Source organism: Variovorax saccharolyticus (assembly GCF_030316765.1).
GTDB lineage: Bacteria > Pseudomonadota > Gammaproteobacteria > Burkholderiales > Burkholderiaceae_C > Variovorax > Variovorax saccharolyticus.
The window spans coordinates 1034656-1054961 of sequence record NZ_JASZYT010000001.1; the positions used below are offsets into that span (position 1 = coordinate 1034656).

Sequence of the window (20306 nt, forward strand, 5' to 3'; positions counted from 1 at the left end):
TCGTTGTGAAGAAAGGTGGAAGTCTAGAAGACGGTGCCGTCGCTCTCGATGCGCAGGGGTGGCGCACCGTCACGCAAGCGCTGTGCCATGACGCGGCCGGCGGCCCAGGTGCCGCCCTCGAGCACGCGGGCCAGGGGCAGTTCCTGCTCGCTGCGCTCCATCACCCTGCGCACCCGCACCGCGACCTCGTCGAGCAGCGCGACGGTCAGGGCCCGCCACTCGACGATGAACTCGTCGCCGACCTTCCAGGAGCGCTCGAGCAGCGCCGGGCTGCGCGGCACGATCAGTCCGCTGTCGATCAGCAGTCCGCCATTGCGGTACTCGGGCAGGGCGGTGAGGGCCTCGACGTGGCGCACCTTCACGCCGGCCCATTCGAAGGGTTCGAGCATCGAGTAGGTCAACCATTGCGACAGCTTGTGGAAGGGCATCCAGCCGTTGGTGAGCCCGGGCCCGCGCACCGCGCTGTGGCGCCAGCAGTCGCCGAGCGCGAACGCCGGGTCGCCGGAGCCGAAGGCGCCGGGCGCATCGCTGCCGTCGGCGGCGATGCTGTCGATGGCGTTCGCGGCCGGCCAGATGCCCGACAGCGATTCGAGCAGCAGCGACAGGATCTCGTGCGCCGTGGTTTCCGCCGTCGGCGGCGCAGCCGGGCCGTAGGGCCCGATGAGCGCATCGAACAGCCCGCCGGGCCGGCCCTCGTCGCCGAAGACCTCGGGCCGTTCGTTCATGGCCTCGCCGAGCCGGCGCAGCAGCGTGGCGCGGCCGGCCAGCCCGACCAGCGGGTTGACCGTGCTGACCTGGAAGGCGTCGCCGAGCCGGTCGGTCACCAGCGCGCGCAGGCCCGCCGCATCGGCCTGCAGCGGATGCGCGGGATCGGACGAGAACAGCCCGCTGGTGAAGGCGTGGAAGCTGGCCACGCCCAGTCCTTCGGAGCGCGTGAAGCGCTGGCCGCTGGTGGCCTCGAAGTAGTGCCAGTCGGGGCCGGCGCCGGCGTCGAGCAGCACGCTGACCAGCACCAGGTCGAGGTGGGCGCGGGCGCGCTGGCGGGCGTTGACATCGCCGAGCAGCTGGTCGAGCGCGGCCACCCGGTTGACGCCGCCGGCCTCGAAATGCCGCCAGCGGCTGTGATAGGGGATCGGGCCCCAGGCATAGCGGTCGCGCGTGACTTCGGCCACGGTTCTCGCGGTGTCTTCGAGGGCTTCGTCATCGCCGATGGTGAACCATTCGGATTCGCCGGCGCGGGCCCGCGCCAACAGTGCCGCGGCGCGGCTGCGCACGGCCTGGGTGGTGCGCAGGAAGGCGGCGGCGCCGGCCGGGTGCGCCGTGTCGCCGACGAATTCGAGCGCCGGGTCGACATGGCCCTCGGCATCCGCGCTGCGCACCGCGGGGTTGGCGGTCGGGTGGTCCGGGTCCAGCCCGTAGTTGTTGCCGCTCATTGATCCAGCCCCCGGCCCTTGGCCTTCTTGAGTTCTTCCGCGTCCGGCACCGTGCCGGGGGTGAAATAGCCGGCTGCCATCTTGGCGTCCATCTCGACCCGGGCGTCGGCCGGGATCAGTTCGTCGGGGATGTTGACCCGGGTGCCGATCTCGATGCCCGATCCGGTGATGGCATCGAACTTCATGTTGCTCATCGACACCAGCCGATGGATCTTGCGGATGCCGAGCCAGTGGAAGACGTCGGGCATCAGCTCCTGGAAGCGCATGTCCTGCACGCCGGCGACGCACTCGGTGCGGGCGAAGTACTGGTCGGCCGTGTCGCCCCCGACCTGGCGCTTGCGGGCGTTGTAGACCAGGAACTTGGTGACTTCGCCCAGGGCCCGGCCTTCCTTGCGCGAGTAGGCGATCAGGCCGACGCCGCCGCGCTGCGCGCCCTGGATGCATTCCTCGATGGCATGCGTGAGGTAGGGCCGGCAGGTGCAGATGTCGGAGCCGAAGACGTCCGAGCCATTGCATTCGTCGTGGATGCGTGCCGTGAGTTCGACCTCCGGGTTCGCGAGATCGCGGGCGTTGCCGAAGATGTAGAGGGTCTGGCCGCCGATCGGCGGCAGGAAGACCTCGAGGTCGGAGCGCGTGACGAGCTCGGGATACATGCCGCCGGTTTCCTCGAACAGCACCCGGCGCAGCTCGGTCTCGGAGCAGCCGAAGCGCTGGGCCACGGCGGGCAGGTACCAGACCGGCTCGATCGCCGCCTTGGTGACCATCGCCGCGCCGCCCGCGGTGAGGAACTTGCCGTCGGCCTTGAGCCGGCCGCTCTGCAGCGCCTCGATCACCTCGGGCAGGATCACGTGGGCCTTGGTGATCGCGATGGTCGGGCGGATGTCGTAGCCGGCGGCCAGCTCGGCCGCGAAGGCATCGGCCACCACCGCGCCCCAGGGGTCGAGCGAGACGATCTTGCCGGGTTCGCTCCACTGCGGGTAGGGGCCGATGACGTCGGTCGGCGAGGTATTGGTGAGGTCGGCCTTGTGGTGCGGCGAGAGCGCACCGGCGGCCACCGCCAGGGCGCGGTACACGCTGTAGGAGCCGCTGTGGGTGCCGATGACGTTGCGATGCGCGCGCTTGGTCGTGGTGCCGACCACCGGGCCGCGCTCGGCGGCGGTCGCCGCGCCCCACTGGATGGGCAGGGCGCCGAAGCCGCCGGCATGCGAGGTCAGGCGGATGTGGCTGCGCTGGGGAGGGGTCGCGGGAAGGATCGGGGAGAGCGACGCCGGCTCGAGCGGCGCGGCGTCGGGGGAGGGCTGGGAGGCGGCTGGAACGGACGAGGAAGAAGGTGTCGGAACGGTGTCTACGGACATTGCGGGCCCTCAAAAAACACAATGTACCGATGGCTTCCTGAACTGGCAAGCCGGCGCATACGCCATTTGCCGTAAACGCCCGCGCCGGCGGAGCAGGCCTGCGCCGGCACGGCACAATCCGGCGGATTTGTTTTTTTGGCGGCGGCTGTAACCGGTCGCCGCCGGCGCGCGAATGACCAAGGCAAGCCCGACGGTGAAGAGCGAAGCGGAGCTCCGGCTGCACGCGCTGTTCGTGCGCGGGCTCGCGGGCGACGCGGTCGCCTATCGGATGTTCCTGCAGCAGCTCGCCTCGCACCTTCGCGCGTTCCTGGCCCGGCGCCTGTTCGGCTGGCCGGACGATGTCGAGGACCTGGTCCAGGAATGCCTTCTCGCCATGCACAACCAGCGCCATACCTACCAGCCCGACCAGCCCTTGACCGCCTGGGTGCATGCGATCGCGCGCTACAAGATGATCGACCTGCTGCGGGCCCGGGCCGGGCGCGAGGCATTGCACGACCCGCTGGACGACGAGCTGGCGGTGTTCGCCGAGTCGGACAACGAGGCCAGCGACGCCCGGCGCGACCTGGCCGGCTTGCTGGCGACACTGCCGGACCGCCATCGCCTGCCGATCGTCCACACCAAGCTCGAAGGCCTGTCGGTGGCCGAGACCGCGCGCCTGACCGGCATGTCGGAATCGGCCGTGAAGGTCGGCGTCCACCGCGGCCTGAAGGCGCTGGCGCAGAAGATCAGGGAGACGCGATGAACACCGACCAATGGGTGGACCTGCTGGCCGCGGATGCGGCGCCGGTGCGCCGGCGCGCGGTCTCGCGCCGGCTGCTGCTGGCGGTGGCGATCGGGCTGCCGCTGTCCTTCGCCTGGATGCTGCTGGAGTACGGTGTGCGGCGGGACCTGATCCAGGCCATGTTCTGGCCGATGTTCTGGGTTCGGCTGCTGTTCGGCGCTGCCATCGCGCTGGCCGGTTTCGTGGTCGTGCAGCGGCTGGCGCGTCCGGGCGTTCGGGTGCGGGGCGCCTGGCTGGGGCTGGCCGCGCCGGTCGTGGTGATCTGGGTGCTGGCCCTGCTGGCGCTGCTGGCGGCGCCGGCCGAGGAGCGCGCGGCCCTGGTCTGGGGCCAGACCTGGCGCAGCTGCGCGATCGACATCGCCGTGGTCTCGCTGCCGACCTTCGCGGCCTTGCTGTGGGCCCTCAAAGGCCTGGCACCGACCCGGCCGGCCCTGGCGGGGGCGGCGGCCGGCGCGCTGGCCGGCGGCGCGGCGGCCTGGGTCTATGCCTTCCATTGCCCGGAGCTGGCGGCGCCGTACATCGCGGTCTGGTACCTGGCCGGCATCGCGTTACCGGTGGTGGCCGGCGCGCTGATCGGGGCGCGCTGGCTGCGGTGGTGAGGCGGCGCTTGCCGAAGGGCTGCCTCACTCCGGCAGCGGCAGCGCGCTGGTGCATTTGAATTCGTCCAGGCAGACGCTGGACCGCACGCCGTCCACGCCCGGCAGCCGCATCAGCTTCTCGATCAGGAACTGCGACAGGCCTTTCAGGTCGCGCGCGATGACCTTCATCACGAAATCGAAGTCGCCGGTGATCGAATAGCACTCCAGCACTTCCGGCATGTCGGTCACCACGTCGGTGAACTTCGACAGGTCGCGGATATGGCCCTTTTCCATCGCCACGAGGATGAAGGCGACCACGTGCAGGTCGAGCCGGGCAGGGGCCAGCCGGGTCTCGTAGCGGGCGATGTAGCCGGCTTCCTCGAGCCGCCGGTGGCGGCGGTGGCATTGCGCGGGCGACAGGCCTGCGGCCTCGGCCAGCTCGAGGTTGGAGGCCCTTCCGTGCTCCTGCAGGAAACCCAGGATCCTGCGGTCGATACGGTCCAAATCGGATTCGTACAAGATTTTCTCCTCATGTGTCTCGATGAAGAAATTCTATTTCTCGCCTGAGGGTTCGCCCGGGTCTTGGATGAAAGCAGATTTTCCGTGCGGAAGTTCAAACTTCTCGGCCTGGAAAGCAGTGATTCGACGGGGCTCACAAGGCTCTTGCGCCGGAGTGCTTCCCTCAATTGAAACCCAATCGACTATTTCTCATCAGGACTTCAACGTGAAACATTCTTTCGTGCGCTCCGCCCTCGGCCTTCTCGCTTTCGCGCTCGCTGGCGCAGCCGCTTCCAGCCACGCCGCCGACAAGACGGTCTCGGTGGCCGTGACCTCGATCGTCGAACACAAGGCCCTCGACGCGGTGCGCGACGGCGTCAAGGACGAGTTGAAGTCCGCCGGCTTCGAAGCCGGCAAGAACCTGAAGTACGAGTACCAGAGCGCCCAGGGCAACAACGGCACCGCCGCGCAGATCGCCCGCAAGTACGTCGGCGAGCGCCCGGACGTGATCGTCGCCATCGCCACGCCGTCGGCGCAGGCCGTGGTGGCAGCGAGCAAGGACATTCCCGTGGTCTACAGCGCCGTGACCGATCCGGTCGCGGCCAAGCTGGTGAAGAGCTGGGAGGCCTCGGGCACCAACGTGACCGGCGTGTCCGACCTTTCGCCGCTGGACAAGCACCTGGCGCTGATCAAGCGCGTCGTGCCCGGCGCGAAGCGGGTGGGCGTGATCTACAGCCCGGGCGAGGCCAACTCGGTCGCGATCATCGAGGCCCTGAAGAAGGCGATGCCCGCCGCCGGCCTCACGCTGGTGGAAGGCGCGGCCGCGCGCACCGTCGACGTGGCGAGCGCCGCGCAGAGCCTGGTCGGCAAGGTCGACGTGATCTACGCGCCGACCGACAACAACGTGATGTCGGCCTTCGAGGGCATCGTGAAGGTGGCCCAGCAGGCCAAGATCCCCGTGGTGGCCGCCGACACCGATGCGGTCAAGCGCGGCGCGGTCGCGGCACTGGGCCTCAACTACTACGACATCGGCCAGCAGACCGGCAAGATCGTGGTGCGCATCCTGCAAGGCCAGGCGCCGGGCACGATCGCCTCGCAGACCAGCAGCAATTTCGAGCTGCACGTCAATCCGGCCGCGGCGCACAAGCAGGGCGTGACGCTCCCGGACGAGCTGCTCAAGTCGGCCCAGGTGGTGGTCAAGTAAGGCCGGGCCGCGGCCGCTTCCCCTGTTTGGAAAAGAACTGAAATGTCCCTCATCGCTTCACTGGGTGCGATCGAGATCGGCCTGATCTTCGGATTGGTCGCGCTTGGCGTCTACCTGTCGTTTCGCATCATCAACTTTCCGGACCTGACGGTCGACGGCAGCTTTCCGCTCGGCGGCGCCGTGGCGGCGGCGCTGATCGTGGCGGGCTGGAATCCGTTCGCCGCGACCGGCGCGGCGATCGCCGCCGGCGCGCTGTCGGGCTGGCTCACCGCATGGCTCAACGTGCGGCTGCGCATCATGCAGCTGCTCGCCAGCATCCTGGTGATGATCGCGCTCTACTCGATCAACCTTCGCGTCATGGGCAAGCCCAACATCGCGCTGATCGACGAGCCCACGGTGTTCAGCATGCTCAGCTTCGGCGGCCTGCCCGACTACCTGCTCAAGCCGCTGGTGCTGCTGGCCATCGTGGCCGCGGTCAAGCTGCTGCTGGACCTGTTCTTCGCCTCCGAAGCCGGTCTGGCCATGCGCGCCACCGGCGGCAATCCGCGCATGGCGCGTGCGCAGGGCATCTCGACCGATCGCCAGACCCTCTGTGGCCTGGCGCTGTCGAACGCGCTGGTCGCGCTGGCCGGAGCGCTGTTCGTCCAGAGCCAGGGCGGGGCCGACATCTCGATGGGCATCGGAACCATCGTGGTCGGGCTCGCAGCCGTGATCATCGGCGAGACCATCCTGCCGGCGCGCAGCCTGGTCGTGACCACGCTGGCCTGCGTGCTCGGCGCGGTGCTCTACCGCTTCTTCATCGCGCTGGCGCTCAACAGCGACTTCATCGGCCTGAAGGCCCAGGACCTGAACCTGGTGACCGCCATGCTCGTCGCCTTCGCGCTGCTCGTCCCGGCCTGGAAGCGCAAGCTGCCGGCACGGCGGCCGGCCGCGCGCCAGGCTTCTTCTTCTCCTTCGACCATCGCTGCCAGGGAGGCACGGTAATGCTGCACGCCAAAGGCCTTGAAATCACCTTCAACCCGGGCACGCCCATCGAGAACCGCGTGCTGCGCGGGCTGGACCTGAAGATCCCGACCGGACAGTTCGTCACGGTCATCGGCTCCAACGGCGCGGGCAAGTCGACCTTCCTGAATGCGGTCAGCGGCGACCTGATGGTTGATCACGGCACGATCCACATCGACGGCGAAGACGTGACGCGCCGCGCCGCATGGCAGCGCTCGGACCTGGTGGCGCGCGTGTTCCAGGACCCGATGGCCGGCACCTGCGAGGCGCTGACGATCGAGGAGAACATGGCGCTGGCCTGGAAACGCGGCGCGCGCCGCAGCTTCGGCTTCTCGCTCACGCGCAGCCTGCGCGAGTTCTTCCGCGAAAAGCTCAGCATCCTCGAGCTCGGCCTCGAGAACCGGCTGGCCGACCGCATGGGGCTGCTGTCGGGCGGACAACGGCAGGCGGTGAGCCTGCTGATGGCCTCGCTGCAGCCGTCGCGCATCCTGCTGCTCGACGAGCACACGGCAGCGCTCGACCCCAAGACCGCCGCCTTCGTGCTGGAGCTCACCGCGCGCATCGTCGAGGCCGGCAAGCTCACGGCCATGATGGTCACGCACAGCATGCGGCAGGCGCTGGACTACGGCAGCCGCACCGTGATGCTGCACGAGGGCCGCGTGATCCTGGACGTCAAGGGCGAGGAACGCACCGGCATGGACGTGCCCGATCTGCTGCACATGTTCGAGAAGACCCGCGGCGAAAAGCTGGACGACGACAAGCTCCTGCTGGCCTGACCCACCCGACTCCCTCAATTGCTTCCTGAAAGACAGAAATGAAAGAACTGCTGACCCGCTTCGAGAACAAGGCGCCCGAGATCGTCTTCGAGTGGCACGACGCCGAAACGCCCGCCAAGGGCTGGGTCGTAATCAATTCGCTGCGCGGCGGTGCCGCAGGCGGCGGAACGCGCATGCGCGCGGGACTCGACCGGCGCGAGGTCGAATCGCTGGCCAAGACCATGGAGGTCAAGTTCAGCGTGTCGGGCCCGGCCATCGGCGGCGCCAAGTCGGGCATCGACTTCGACCCGGCCGATCCGCGCAAGAACGAGGTGCTGCGGCGCTGGTACAAGGCCGTGACGCCGCTGCTCAAGACCTACTACGGCACCGGCGGCGACCTCAACGTCGACGAGGTGCACGAGGTGATCCCGATCACCGAGAGCTATGGCCTCTGGCATCCGCAGGAAGGCGTGGTCAACGGCCACTTCGCGCCGAGCGACAGCGAGCGCATCCAGAAGGTCGGCCAGTTGCGCATGGGCGTGGCCAAGGTGGTCGAAGGCCCCCAGTACTCGCCGGACGTGTCTCGCAAGTACGTCGTGGCCGATCTCATCACCGGCTGGGGAGTGGCCGAGTCGGTGCTGCACTACTACCGCTTGTACGGCGGTGATGTGGCCGGCAAGCGGGTCATCGTTCAGGGCTGGGGCAACGTCGGCTCCGCCGCCGCGTACTACCTCGCCCAGGCGGGCGCGAAGGTGGTCGGGATCATCGACCGCGACGGCGGGCTGCTGAATCCGGAGGGCTTCAGCTTCGAGCAGGTCCGCCAACTCTTTCTCGAGAAGAAGGGCAACCAGCTCTCGGCCAAGTACATGCTGCGCTTCGACGAGATCAACAGCCTGGTCTGGAGCGCGGGCGCCGAGGTCTTCCTGCCGTGCGCGGGCTCGCGGCTGGTGACGCGCGCGCAGGTCGAGGCGCTGGTCAAGGGCGGGCTCGAGGTGGTGTCCAGCGGCGCCAACGTGCCCTTTGCCGACAGCGAGATCTTCTACGGCCCGATCTACGAGCAGGCCGACTCGAAGGTCGCGGTGATCCCCGACTTCATCGCCAACTGCGGCATGGCCCGCGCGTTCGCTTTTTTGATGCAGGACGGTTCGGAGCTGTCCGATGCGGCGATCTTCGGCGACGTGTCGGCGACGGTGGCTTCGGCGCTGGAGCGCTGCCATGCGCGTTCGAGCCAGCGCACCGGCATCGCCCGCACCGCGTTCGAGAACGCACTGGCGCAGCTGGTCTAGGCCGCGCCGGTCAGCGCTTCTTCGAGCCGAAGATGCCGCCGAGCACGCCGCGCAGGATCTCGCGGCCGACCGTCGTGCCCATGGTCCGCACGGCCGACTTCGCCATGGTCTGCGCGAGGCCGTCGCGCTTGCCGCCGCGCGGGCCCGTGGAGCCGAACAGGATCTCGTTGAGGCTGCCCATCACGCCGCCGGATTCCTGGGGCGCGGCAGCGCCGGGCTTGCCCGCGGTGGCCGGCGCGTCGGGCGCGGTCGCGGCGCGGCCCTTGAGCTTTTCGTAGGCCGACTCGCGGTCGACCGCCTTCTCGTAGACACCGGCCACCAGCGAGTTGGCGATCAGCGCCTGTCGCTGGGCCGGCGTGATCGGTCCGATCTGGCTGCCGGGCGGCAGCACGAACACCCGCTCGGTGACGCTCGGACGGCCCTTGTCGTCGAGGAAGCTCACCAGTGCTTCGCCGACCGCGAGTTCGGTGATCGCCGCCTCGATGTCGAGCCCGGGCTTCTGGCGCATCGTGGTGGCGGTCGCCTTGACCGCCTTCTGGTCGCGCGGCGTGAAGGCCCGCAGCGCATGCTGAACGCGGTTGCCGAGCTGGGCCAGCACCGAATCCGGGATGTCCAGCGGATTCTGCGTGACGAAGAAGACGCCCACGCCCTTGGAGCGCACCAGCCGCACCACGAGTTCGATGCGCTCGACCAGCGCCTTGGGCGCCTCGTTGAACAGCAGGTGGGCCTCGTCGAAGAAGAACACCAGCTTGGGCTGCTCGGGATCACCGATCTCGGGCAATTGCTCGAACAGCTCCGACAGCATCCACAGCAGGAAGGTGGCGTAGAGGCGCGGCGAGTTCATGAGCTTGTCGGCCGCCAGGATGTTGATCACCCCCTTGCCGTCCACCGACTGCATGAAATCGGCGATGTTGAGCATCGGCTCGCCGAAGAACTTGTCGCCGCCCTGGGTCTCGATCGCCAGCAGGCCGCGCTGGATAGCGCCAACGCTGGCGGCGCTGATGTTTCCGTATTCGGTCGTGAACTGGCTGGCGTTCTCGCCGACGTGCTGCAGCATGGCCCGCAGGTCTTTCAGGTCGAGCAGCAGCAGGCCGTTGTCGTCGGCGATCTTGAACACCAGGTTCAGCACGCCCGACTGCGTTTCGTTCAGGTTGAGCATCCGGCCCAGCAGCAGCGGCCCCATGTCGGACACCGTGGCCCGCACCGGATGGCCCTGTTCGCCGAAGACGTCCCACAGCGTGACCGGGCAGGCCAGGGGCGTCGGCAGGTCGAGGCCGCGCTCCTTCAGGATGCCCGCCATCTTCGCGCCGATGCTGCCCGCCTGACTGGCCCCGGTGAGGTCGCCCTTGACGTCGGCCATGAACACCGGCACCCCGATCGAAGAGAGCTTTTCGGCGATGGTCTGGAGCGTGACGGTCTTCCCGGTGCCGGTGGCGCCGGTGATCAGGCCGTGTCGGTTGGCAAGACCCGGGAGCAGGCTGCAGTCGGTGCTTGCGTGGCGGGCGATGAGCAGAGGGTCGGCCATGGGGTTTTCCGGTCGTTCGTAGGTGCCCAGTCTAGCGAAGCCGGCCTCCTATAATCGCGACCCCATGCGAAGCTTCTTCCGGCCCTGCCGGGGATCTCTTCGCGTCCCCTTTGCGACAGTTCACACAAGCACCCGGAGTTCTCCTTTGTCATCGACTGCCCAATCCCCCGTTCCCGCCGCTGGCGACGCCTCCGAACAGTCCCCCCTCGAGAATGAACTGGCCGTCCTGCTGGTGGAGTCGCTGAACCTCGAAGTCGCGCCGGCCGACATCGTGCCGACGGCACCGCTGTACGGCGAAGGCCTGGGGCTCGATTCGATCGACATCCTCGAAGTCGCGCTGGAAGTGTCGCGCAAGTACGGCTTCCAGCTGCGCTCCGACGACGAACGCAACCAGCAGATCTTCTCGTCGCTGCGCAGTCTGGCGGCGCACGTCGCTGCGCACCGCGGTACTTCCTGAACCATGTCCCGTTGGCGCCTGGCGCTCCTGCTGCTCGCGGGGGTGGGCTATGCCTGCGTCTCGCACTGGATGATGCTGTTTCACGCGGCCGAGCCCTGGGCGGTGGTGGTCCTGCTCGGGCCGCTGTGGCTCACCGCACTCGGTCTCGCGGGCAGCCGCTTCGGCAGCTGGGGGCTGGCGCTTGCCGGCGTCGGTGGCGTGGCGCTGTTCGCGCTGGTGCTGCACGGCGAGGCCGGTGACCCCAACCGCCTCTACGTGCTGCAGCATGCCGGCATCAACGCCTTGCTGTGCGGCTGGTTCGGCAGCACGCTGCGCGGTGACCGCTTGTCGCTGATCGGCCAGTTCGCCCAGCGCGTGCACCCGCTGTCGCCGGCGATGCGCCACTACACCGCCCAGGTCACCTGGGTCTGGACGCTCTACTTCGCCTCGATGGTGGTGGCGTCGATCGCGGTCTATGCCAGCTTCTCGTTCGCCGCCTGGTCCGTGCTGGCGAACCTGCTGACCCCGCTCATGGTGGCCGGCCTGTTCGTCGGCGAGTACCTGGTGCGCTACCGGCTGCATCCCGAATTCGAGCGCACCCGCCTGATCGATGCGGTGCGCGCCTTCTATGGTGCGCCGGCGGATCACACCGCGCGGCACTGACTCGGCGAACCCCTTGAGCCCTGAAACCTTCCTGCCGCTGCTGGCGGACCGCGATCTCGACCAGCCTCTCGCATGGCGCGCCGGCACCCCGGTCAGCGCGCGCGAGTTCCTCGCCGACGTGGCGCGCTTCGCCCCCGAACTGCTCCCCGGCGGGCCGGTCGTCAACCTGTGCAGCGACCGCTACGCCTTCGCGGTCGGGCTGGCGGCTGCACTGGTGCGGGGCGAAGCCAGCCTGCTGCCGCCCGACGCACGCGCAGACACGCTGGCGCGCCTGCACGAGGCGGGCGACCCGGCCTACGCGGTGATCGACGATCCGCAGATAGAGACGCCCGGCCTGCCGCAGGTGCTGTTCGAGAGGCGTCCGCCGCTGGCCGGCGAGCCCGAGCCGCCGCTGCCGTCCATCGCCGCCGGCATGCATGCGGTGAGTTTGCTGACCTCGGGCTCCACCGGGGCGCCGCAGCCGCACGCCAAGACCTGGGGCACCCTGGTCGGCGACGTCCGGGCCGCGGTCGATCGGCTAGCCGCCTGGCTCGGCCGTCCCACGCTGGCCGGCCTGACCCTGGTCGCCACCGTGCCGGTGCAGCACAGCTACGGGATCGAGTCCTCGGTGCTGCTGGCGCTGCTGGGCGGCGCGGCCTTCGACAGCGGGCGGCCCTTCTTTCCGGCCGACGTGGCGCAGGCGCTGGCCTCGGTGCCGCAGCCGCGGGCGCTCGTGACCACGCCCTTCCACCTGAAGACGCTGCTGCTGTCGGGCATCGCGCTGCCGCCCGTGGACCTGATCCTGTCGGCCACCGCGCCGCTGTCGCCGCAGCTGGCGGCCCAGGCCGAGCAGGCCATGGGCGGTGCGCTGATCGAGATCTACGGCAGCACCGAGTCGGGCCAGGTCGCCACCCGCCGGCCGACGCAGGGCGAGGTCTGGGAGACCTTCGGCGAGATCCGGGTGCATGCCGAGCATGACGCGGGCGGCGCCGAGCGCTTCGTCTTCTCGGGCGATTTCATCCCGGAGCCGACGCCGATGGCCGACATCCTGGAACTCGTCGACGACCGCCGCTTCCGCCTGCTCGGGCGCGCCAACGACCTGATCCACGTGGCCGGGCGGCGCAGCTCGCTGGGCTACCTCAATCACCACCTCAACAGCATCCCGGGCGTCGAGGACGGCGCCTTCTGGCTGCCCGACGACGTCGCAGACGGCGTGGTGCGGCCGGTGGCTTTCGTGGTCGCGCCCACGCTCGATGCCCACGCGATCATCGCGGCGCTGCGCGAGCGGGTCGAGGCGGTGTTCGTGCCGCGCCGCGTGGTCCATGTCGGCGCCTTCCCGCGCGAGGGCACCGGCAAGCTGACGGCGCGCTCGCTGCGCGAGTTCGCGCTGGCGCAACTGGCCTCCGATGGCACGCCGGTGCAGGTCACGCGCGAAGTGCCGATCGACCACCCGGCCTTTGCCGGCCACTTCCCCGGCCAGCCGCTGCTGCCTGGCGCGCTGCTGCTGTCCGAAGTGCTGGAGGCGGTGCGCGGCGTGCCGGCCTTGTCGGCGCGCATCGGCGACCAGCCGACCCTGACCGCTGCCAAGTTCCTGGCGCCGGTGCGTCCGGGCAGCAGCCTGCTCATCGACCTGCTGCCCGAAAGCGGTGCGTCGCGCGGCCTGAAGTTCGAGGTCCGCTGCGGCGACGTGGTGGCGGTCAGTGGACGCTGGGTGCCTGGCGCGGGCTCATGAGCCCGCGCTCGGCCGCTCCGGAGGGGGCCTGGTGAGCGACGCCCGGCCGCCCGAGCCGGGCGATTCGAAGCCGCGCCAGGCCGACTGGTCGCGCGCGCCCGAGCGCAGCAACATGCTGGCGCTGCGCGTCATCTGCGCCATCGCGATCCTGTTCGGGCGGCCGCTGACGCGACTGATCCTGCATCCGATCTCGGTCTATTTCCTGCTGTTTTCGCCGACCCAGCGGCGCCACATCAAGCGCTACCTGTTTCGCGCCATCGGCCCCCATGCCGGCTGGGCCGACGGCTACCGTCTGCTGCACGCCTTCGCATCGACCGTGCTCGACCGCCTGTACTTCCTGCGCGGACGCATGGATCTGTTCGACATCCGCGTCTACGGCAACATTCCGGTCGAGGTCGAGGTGAAGGCCGGCCGCGGGGCCTTCATGCTCGGCGCGCATGTGGGCAGCTTCGAGGCGCTGGGGGCCTGCAAGCATCGCGCCGCCGCGCCGGCCGACCTGCGGCCCGCGATGCTCATGTATCCGGACAACGCCCGGCAGATCAACGCGGTGCTCAACGCGATCAGCCTGCCCGAACTGCGGCCGCACGTCATCGCGCTGGGCCGGCCGCATTCGATGCTGGCGCTGCGCGACTGGCTCGACGGCGGCGGCCTGGCCGGGCTGCTGGCCGACCGCACGCTGGCCGGACCCGAGGAAGCGGGCCAGCAGCGCGGCAGCAGCATCGAGGTCCCCTTCCTCGGCCAGCCGGCGCTTTTCAACGACGGGCCGTTCCGGCTGGCCGCCTTGCTGCGCCGGAAGGTCTTCTTCATGGCGGGTTTGTACGTGGGTGGCGACCGCTACGATGTGCTGTTCGAGCCGCTGGCCGATTTCAGCGAGCGCATCGGCGACCCCGTCGAGCGGGAACGGCGCATCCGTGCCGCGCTCGAAGCCTATGTGGCGCGGCTCGAGGCGCTGTGCCGCGCCTACCCGTACAACTGGTTCAACTTTCATGATTTCTGGCTCGAAGATCCGCATTGAACGCTGGGGCAGGGCGCTGATGGCGGCCCTGGTGATGGGCGTGTTTTCCACCTCCTCCGCCTGGGCCTTCGACCTGGCCGAACTGATGGGCCTGCTGGCGCAGCAAAAGAGCGGTGAGGCACGCTTCACCGAGCAGCGTTTCGTGCGCGGCCTCGAGGGGCCGCTGGACGCCAGCGGCGTGCTGAGCTTCACCGCCCCCGACCGCCTGACGCGCCGCACGCTGTCGCCGCGGCCCGAGACCATGAGCGTCGAGGGCAACACGCTGACCCTGTCGCGCAGCGGCCGCACCCGCACGCTGGCCCTGGACAGCATGCCCGAGCTGCTCGGCATGGTCGAGGCCATGCGCGGCACCCTGAGCGGCAATGCCCAGGGCCTGCAGCGCCACTTCCGCAGCACGCTGTCGGGCAGCGCCGGCGGCTGGAGCCTGGACCTCCAGCCCATCGACCCGCGGCTGGCTGCGCAGGTGCGCTCGATGCGCCTCAGCGGCCGCGGCGGCGAGGTGCTCGGGATCGACATGGAGTTCATCGGCGGCGACCGCTCGGTCATGACCATCACGCCCGAACGCGGCACCGGCGCAGCGTCCGCGGCGACGCCCGCGCGTTCCGCGCCGTGACGCGAGCTGCCGCCGCTCCCGGTCGCCGCCGCGTTGCGCTGACCCTGGGCCTCTGGTTGCTGGCGCTGGCCGCCGGCATCCTGCTGATCGCCCGCACCCATTTCAGCGCCGACCTGTCGGCCTTCCTGCCGGCCAGCCCGGACGCGCGCCAGCAGGTGCTGATCGAGCAGCTGCAGAGCGGCATCGCTTCGCGCACGATCTTCATCGGCATCGAGGGCGGCAAGGATGCGGCGCAGCGCGCTTCGGTGTCGCGCGCGGTGGCCGGCGCGATGCGCCAGAGCCGGCTCTTCGACCTGGTGCAGAACGGCGATGCCAGCGACTGGAAGGACACCGGCAGCTGGGTCTTCGACCACCGCTACCTGCTGTCGCCGGGCTCGACGCCCGAGCGTTTCACCGCCGACGGCCTGCGCGACGCGATCGTCGACAGCCTGTCGATGCTCGGCACCCCGGCCGGCAACGCGCTCAAGCCGCTGCTGGAGCGCGACCCGACCGGTGAGACCCAGCGCATCGCAGAAGGACTGATTCCCGCGAGCTCGCCGCGCAGCGAGGAGGGCGTCTGGGCCTCGCGCAGCGCGCCGCGGGCGCTGATCCTCGCCACCACCCATGCCGCGGGCAGCGACCTCGATGCCATCGCGCGGGCGATCGCGTCGGTGCAAGAGGCCTTCGATGCCGCCACGCGCGACATGGCGCAAGCCGGCCCGAAGCTCCAGATGACCGGCGCGCCGGTGTTCTCGGTCCAGAGCCGCGATCAGATCAAGACCGAGGCGGTGCACCTGGCGGTGGTGGGCGGCATCGTCATGGGGGCCTTGCTGCTGCTGGCCTTCGCGTCGCCGCGGGCGCTGGTGATCGCGCTGCTGCCGGTCGCCACCGGCGTGGTCGGCGGCACGGCGGCGGTGAGCCTGGTCTTCGGTGAGGTGCACGGCCTCACGATGGGCTTCGGCAGCACGCTGATCGGCGAGACCGTCGACTACGCAATCTACTACCTGATCCAGGCCCGCGGCGCCGCCATGGCCGGCACCGGCTGGCAGCGCTGGCGCGACATCCATTGGCCGACGGTGCGCCTCGGCCTGCTGACCTCGGTCTGCGGTTTCGCGGCCCTGGTGTTCTCGGGTTTCCCGGGGCTCGCGCAGCTCGGCGTGTTCTCGATCGCGGGACTGGTCGCGGCGGCGCTGGTCGCCCGCCATGTGCTGCCGGTGCTGGCGCCCGATGGCGCCACCGGCATGGGCATGCGGCGCCAGATGGCGCTGCTGGCGGGCTTCCTGGTGCGCGGGCTGCCACGCCTGCGCTGGGTGCTGTCGGCCCTCGGCGTGGCGGCGCTGGCGCTGGTGCTGTGGCAGGGCGGCTACCTGTGGCGCGCCGATCTCGGCGCCATGAGCCCGGTGCCCAAGGCGATGCAGGCGCTCGACGCCGAGCTGCGCGAAGACATCGGCGCCAGCGACGGCGGCACCTTGATCGTGATCCGCGGCGCCGATGTGCAAGCCACCCTGCGCAGCACCGAGGCCGCCGGCCAGCGGCTCGAGGCGCTGGTCGACAGCGGCGAACTGGCCGGCTTCGAGACCGTCACCCGCGTGCTGCCGAGCGAGGCGACGCAGGCGGCACGCATCGCGAGCCTGCCGGACGCCGCGACGCTGCGCAGCCGGCTGGCCGCCGCGACGCAGGGCCTGCCGCTGCCGGCCGCGCGGCTGGAGCCTTTCATCGCCGAGGTGCAGGCGGCCAGGACGCAGCCGATGATCCGCCGCGCCGACCTGCAGGGAACTCCGCTGGACGCGCTGGTCGGGGCGCTGATGTTCGAGCGTGCCGGCGGCGGCTGGTCGACGCTGGTCGCGCTGCATCCCGGCGCGCGCTTCGACTCCGCGCGACTGGCCTCGGCGCTCGATGGCCTGCCCGAAGTGCAGGTGGTCAACGTCGGCGACGAGCTTTCGGGTCTCTACAAGCGCTACCTGCGCGAGGCCTTCATGCAGGTCATGTTGGGCGCGCTCGCGGTGGTGCTGCTGCTGGCCGCCTGGCTGCGATCGGGGCGCCGCCTGCTCGCGGTCTGCCAGCCGCTGGTGGTCGCGGTGGTGCTCACGCTCGGCGGCATGGCGGCGCTGCAGGTGCCGCTCGGCATCCTGCACCTGGTGGGATTGCTGCTGATCGTGGCGGTCGGCTCGAACTACGCGCTGTTCTTCGACCAGCTGCGCGAGACCGGGCGCGCCGACGAGGACACGCTGGCCTCGCTGATGCTGGCCAATCTGACGACCGTGGTGTCCTTCACGCTGATCGCGATTTCCGATATCCCGGCCCTGTCCTCGATCGGCCGCGTGGTGGCGCCCGGTGCGCTGCTGGCGCTGCTGCTGTCGGCTGCGTTCGCCCGCGCGGCCCCGCCGGTCGGGGTGGTCCGCCACTGATGGGAAAATCCCGCTCCATGACTTCCGTGGTTCCCGCTCTTCGCTCCGATTCCTGGCAGTGGCCGCCGATGGTGCGCGCCAGCGTCGGCTGGCACCTGGTGGCCCTCGGCAGCGCGATCACCGTGCCCGGCGCGGTGCCCTGGGCCATCGCCGCCGTGGTGCTGAACCACGCGCTGATCACCGCCGCCGGCCTGACGCCGCGCAGCAGCCTGCTGGGCCAGAACCTGACGCGGCTGCCCGCGGCGGCGCGGGCGCGGCGCGAGGTCGCGATCACGATCGACGACGGTCCCGATCCCGAGGTCACGCCGCAGGTGCTCGACCTGCTCGATGCCCACGGGCAGCGCGCCACCTTCTTCTGCATCGCCGAGCGCGTGGCTGCGCACCCGGCGCTGGCGCGCGAGATCGTGGCCCGCGGCCACAGCATCCAGAACCATACGGCGCGGCATCGCCACAACTTCTCGTTGCTGGGGCCGCGGGGTTTCGAGGCCGAGATCTCGCAGGCCCAGCAACTGCTGTTCGAAGTCACCGGCGAGCGGCCGAGTTGCTTCCGGGCGCCGGCCGGGTTGCGCAACCCCTTCCTGGCCCCGGTGCTGCACCGGCTGGGCCTGTCGCTGGTGAGCTGGACGCGGCGCGGCTTCGACACCCGCGAGCGCGATGCCGCGGCCGTGCTCGCGCGCCTGGCTCAGGATCTCGAGCCGGGCGACATCCTGCTGCTGCACGACGGCAACGCCGCGCGCACCCATGACGGCCGTGCCGTGGTGCTGGAGGTGCTGCCGCCGCTGCTGGAACGCATTCGAACCGACGGCCTGCGTGCCGTGACCCTGCCCGAGGCCCTGGCCGCATGACCCACCCCGCATCCACCGACGCCGCTTGGCGCCAGATCCACGAGCAGGCGACCGCGCCCTACCGCAAGGCCGGCAAGTTCGCCTGGCACTTCGCGCGCGGCAAGCTGGGGCGCGACCCGGTCTTCCGCGGGCTCATCGAGCGCGGCCTGATCGGCGCCCAGCGGCGTCGCGTGGTCGACATCGGCTGCGGGCAGGGGCTGTTCGCGAGCCTGCTGGCGACCCTGGACACGATGCAGTCGCGGCCCGGCGCCTGGCCGGCAGCCTGGGGCGCGGCACCGGCGTCGGTCCGCTACACCGGCATCGAGCTGATGCCCAAGGACGTGGCGCGCGCCCAGGCCTCGATCGGCCACCTGCGGCCGGCACCGGAATTCGTCTGCGCCGACATGTGCAAGGCCGAGCTGCCGCCCAGCGACCTGGTGGTGATCCTCGACGTGCTGCACTACGTCGACCTCGAGGCCCAGGAGGGCGTGCTGCGCCGCGTGCGCGAAGCCCTGCAGCCGGGCGGGCGCCTGCTGCTGCGCGTCGGCGATGCCGCCAGCCGCCGCGGCTTCGCGATCAGCCAGTGGGTCGATCGCACCGTGACCCGGATTCGCGGCCACCGCGTATCGCCGACCTGGGGCCGTCCGCTCGACGACTGGACGGGACTGCTGGAGCGCTTGGGATTCACGGTCCACAGCATCCCGATGAGCGCGGGAACGCCATTCGCCAACGTGCTGCTGGTGGCCGATATCAAGGAAGCCGCATGACCGCACCCCAGACCCTCGATCGCGCCGGCATCGCCCGCCGCATTCCGCACAGCGGCAGCATGTGCCTGCTCGACCGGCTCGCCGCCTGGGACGAGCAGGCGATCCACTGCACCACCGCCACGCACGCACAGGCCGACAACCCGCTGCGCACCGCCTCGGGCCTGCTGTCGCCGAACCTGATCGAGTACGCGGCCCAGGCGATGGCCCTGCACGGCGGCCTGCTGGCGGCGGAGGGCAGCGAGCCCTCGGCCGGCTTCCTGGCCAGTGCCCGCAACGTGCGCTTGAGCGTCGCGCGCATCGACGACATCGAGGGCGACCTGCAGGTGCACGCGCAGCGGCTCACGGGCGACGTGAGCCAGATCCTCTATCAATTCGAAGTCAAGGATGCCGCCGGCCGGCCGCTGGCCGAGGGCCGTGCGGTGGTCGTCCTGAACACCCCGCTTGCCATGGAAACGAACGCATGAGTCTCATCGGAAAACGCGCTCTCATCACCGGTGCCAGCGGCGCCCTCGGCGCGGCGATCGCGCAGCGCCTGGCGCGCGACGGCGCCACCGTGCTGCTGCACGCCAATTCACGGCCCGAGTCGGTCGAGCAACTGGCCGCGACCATCGCCGCCGCCGGCGGCAAGGCCGAGTGCGTGGTCTTCGACCTGCGCAGCGACGAGGCCGCACAGGCGGCCTGCCAACGCCTGCTCGAGGGCGGGCCGGTGCAAGTCATCGTCAACAACGCCGGCGTGCACGACGACGCGGTGCTGCCGGGCATGCGGCCCGAGCAATGGCACAAGGTGATCGACGTGTCGCTCAACGGCTTCTTCCGCGTGACCCAGCCCTTGCTGCTGCCGATGCTTCGCACGCGATGGGGACGGATCCTGAACATCTCCTCGGTGGCCTCGTTGACCGGCAATCGCGGCCAGGTCAACTACGCGGCGGCCAAGGGCGCGCTCAACAGCGCGACCAAGGCGCTGTCGCTCGAAGTCGCCGCACGCGGCGTGACCGTGAATGCGATCGCGCCGGGGATCATCGCCTCGCCGATGGCCGATGGCGTGTTCGACACGGCGATGATCAACCAGATGGTGCCCGCGAAGCGGGCCGGCACGCCTGACGAGGTTGCTTCGCTGGCCGGGTTCCTGGCGAGCGACGAGGCGGCCTACATCACGGGGCAGGTGATCTCGATCAACGGCGGGATGATCTGAGGTCAGGCATGCCGTCTGGGGCGGGCGCCCGGCACGCGGTACGGGCCGAACGACCCCACTACGCCGGCCCTTCGGGCTTCCTTGCGGTGCTCGCTTCAGGCGGGGTCCGCGCAAACTCGCTTCGCTCAAACACGCGCGGCCCTGATCCGCCTGAAGCTCCGCTCCTCAGCGGCGCAGAGGGGATCGCCCGTCCCGCACCGCATGCCGGGCTCAGGGGTGTGCGAACAATCCAAACTTCTCCAACGCCGATGCAACCCCAACCTGTCAGCGGTGGCGGGCGG

Annotated in this window: 20 protein-coding genes; 16 read left to right on the plus strand and 4 right to left on the minus strand. The window is 70.1% G+C overall.

Annotated elements, in window-relative coordinates; all coding sequences use genetic code 11:
* Positions 1-23: 23 nt before the first annotated feature.
* Both QTI45_RS05115 and QTI45_RS05120 read right to left on the minus strand, forming a co-directional pair.
* Entirely contained in the window at positions 24-1433 is a 1410-nt protein-coding gene (locus tag QTI45_RS05115; RefSeq protein WP_286653686.1) for a DUF1688 family protein, read from the minus strand.
* The gene (locus QTI45_RS05120) at positions 1430-2788 is read right to left on the minus strand and encodes a GTP cyclohydrolase II (RefSeq protein WP_286367665.1); all 1359 of its coding nucleotides are present in this window, start codon (positions 2786-2788) and stop codon (positions 1430-1432) included. The genes QTI45_RS05115 and QTI45_RS05120 overlap by 4 nt, the downstream gene beginning before the upstream one ends.
* A 172-nt stretch (positions 2789-2960) precedes the next feature.
* Between QTI45_RS05120 and QTI45_RS05125 the strand changes: the two genes are divergently transcribed.
* Together QTI45_RS05125 and QTI45_RS05130 are read left to right on the plus strand one after the other, a co-directional pair.
* Positions 2961-3530 carry a sigma-70 family RNA polymerase sigma factor gene (locus tag QTI45_RS05125; protein WP_286653687.1) on the plus strand — a complete coding sequence of 190 codons (570 nt, stop codon included), beginning with the start codon at positions 2961-2963 and terminating at the stop codon, positions 3528-3530.
* The gene (locus QTI45_RS05130; RefSeq protein ID WP_286653688.1) at positions 3527-4168 is read left to right on the plus strand and encodes an NrsF family protein; all 642 of its coding nucleotides are present in this window, start codon (positions 3527-3529) and stop codon (positions 4166-4168) included. The genes QTI45_RS05125 and QTI45_RS05130 overlap by 4 nt, the downstream gene beginning before the upstream one ends.
* 24 nt (positions 4169-4192) lie before the next feature.
* Here the strand turns inward: QTI45_RS05130 and QTI45_RS05135 are convergent, their stop codons facing one another.
* Positions 4193-4666, minus strand: coding sequence for an Lrp/AsnC family transcriptional regulator (locus tag QTI45_RS05135; RefSeq protein ID WP_286367668.1), 474 nt, complete (start codon positions 4664-4666; stop codon positions 4193-4195).
* Between the two features lie 205 nt (positions 4667-4871).
* Between QTI45_RS05135 and QTI45_RS05140 the strand changes: the two genes are divergently transcribed.
* Genes QTI45_RS05140 through QTI45_RS05155 form a run of 4 tightly spaced genes read left to right on the plus strand, consistent with a single transcriptional unit; the run spans position 4872 to position 8892 of the window.
* On the plus strand, positions 4872-5849 hold the full coding sequence (locus QTI45_RS05140; RefSeq protein ID WP_286653689.1) for an ABC transporter substrate-binding protein: 978 nt from the start codon (positions 4872-4874) through the stop codon (positions 5847-5849).
* Positions 5850-5891: 42 nt separating this feature from the next.
* Positions 5892-6833 carry an ABC transporter permease gene (locus QTI45_RS05145; protein WP_286653690.1) on the plus strand — a complete coding sequence of 314 codons (942 nt, stop codon included), beginning with the start codon at positions 5892-5894 and terminating at the stop codon, positions 6831-6833.
* Entirely contained in the window at positions 6833-7627 is a 795-nt protein-coding gene (locus QTI45_RS05150; protein ID WP_286653691.1) for an ABC transporter ATP-binding protein, read from the plus strand. Before QTI45_RS05145 ends, QTI45_RS05150 begins: the two co-directional genes overlap by 1 nt.
* A 38-nt stretch (positions 7628-7665) precedes the next feature.
* On the plus strand, positions 7666-8892 hold the full coding sequence (locus QTI45_RS05155; RefSeq protein WP_286653692.1) for a Glu/Leu/Phe/Val dehydrogenase dimerization domain-containing protein: 1227 nt from the start codon (positions 7666-7668) through the stop codon (positions 8890-8892).
* Positions 8893-8902: 10 nt separating this feature from the next.
* Here the strand turns inward: QTI45_RS05155 and QTI45_RS05160 are convergent, their stop codons facing one another.
* Positions 8903-10417 (minus strand): helicase HerA-like domain-containing protein, encoded by a 1515-nt coding sequence (locus tag QTI45_RS05160; protein ID WP_286367673.1) that lies wholly within the window; start codon positions 10415-10417, stop codon positions 8903-8905.
* A gap of 145 nt (positions 10418-10562) precedes the next feature.
* On the opposite strand from QTI45_RS05160, the gene QTI45_RS05165 reads away from it, so the two are divergent.
* The 10 genes from QTI45_RS05165 to fabG are packed head-to-tail and all read left to right on the plus strand — an operon-like array spanning position 10563 to position 20025.
* Entirely contained in the window at positions 10563-10874 is a 312-nt protein-coding gene (locus QTI45_RS05165; protein WP_286367674.1) for a phosphopantetheine-binding protein, read from the plus strand.
* A 3-nt stretch (positions 10875-10877) separates the two neighbouring features.
* Positions 10878-11516 (plus strand): COG4648 family protein, encoded by a 639-nt coding sequence (locus QTI45_RS05170; protein WP_286367675.1) that lies wholly within the window; start codon positions 10878-10880, stop codon positions 11514-11516.
* A 13-nt stretch (positions 11517-11529) separates the two neighbouring features.
* Positions 11530-13227, plus strand: a complete 1698-nt coding sequence (locus QTI45_RS05175; RefSeq protein WP_286653693.1) for an AMP-binding protein — start codon at positions 11530-11532, stop codon at positions 13225-13227.
* Between the two features lie 31 nt (positions 13228-13258).
* Positions 13259-14242: a lysophospholipid acyltransferase family protein gene (locus QTI45_RS05180; RefSeq protein WP_444813250.1), complete on the plus strand. Its 984-nt coding sequence runs from the start codon at positions 13259-13261 to the stop codon at positions 14240-14242.
* Positions 14214-14855 (plus strand): LolA-related protein, encoded by a 642-nt coding sequence (locus QTI45_RS05185; RefSeq protein ID WP_286653694.1) that lies wholly within the window; start codon positions 14214-14216, stop codon positions 14853-14855. The genes QTI45_RS05180 and QTI45_RS05185 overlap by 29 nt, the downstream gene beginning before the upstream one ends.
* A complete protein-coding gene (locus QTI45_RS05190; protein ID WP_286653695.1) occupies positions 14852-17242 on the plus strand; it encodes an MMPL family transporter in 2391 nt (796 codons plus the stop codon). The genes QTI45_RS05185 and QTI45_RS05190 overlap by 4 nt, the downstream gene beginning before the upstream one ends.
* A complete protein-coding gene (locus QTI45_RS05195; protein WP_286653696.1) occupies positions 17242-18087 on the plus strand; it encodes a polysaccharide deacetylase family protein in 846 nt (281 codons plus the stop codon). The genes QTI45_RS05190 and QTI45_RS05195 overlap by 1 nt, the downstream gene beginning before the upstream one ends.
* Positions 18084-18833 (plus strand): class I SAM-dependent methyltransferase, encoded by a 750-nt coding sequence (locus QTI45_RS05200; protein WP_286653697.1) that lies wholly within the window; start codon positions 18084-18086, stop codon positions 18831-18833. The genes QTI45_RS05195 and QTI45_RS05200 overlap by 4 nt, the downstream gene beginning before the upstream one ends.
* Complete coding sequence (locus QTI45_RS05205; protein ID WP_286367681.1) at positions 18830-19297, plus strand: hotdog family protein; 468 nt, start codon at positions 18830-18832, stop codon at positions 19295-19297. Before QTI45_RS05200 ends, QTI45_RS05205 begins: the two co-directional genes overlap by 4 nt.
* Positions 19294-20025, plus strand: a complete 732-nt coding sequence (gene fabG / locus QTI45_RS05210) for a 3-oxoacyl-ACP reductase FabG (RefSeq protein ID WP_286653698.1) — start codon at positions 19294-19296, stop codon at positions 20023-20025. The genes QTI45_RS05205 and fabG overlap by 4 nt, the downstream gene beginning before the upstream one ends.
* Positions 20026-20306 lie beyond the last annotated feature (281 nt).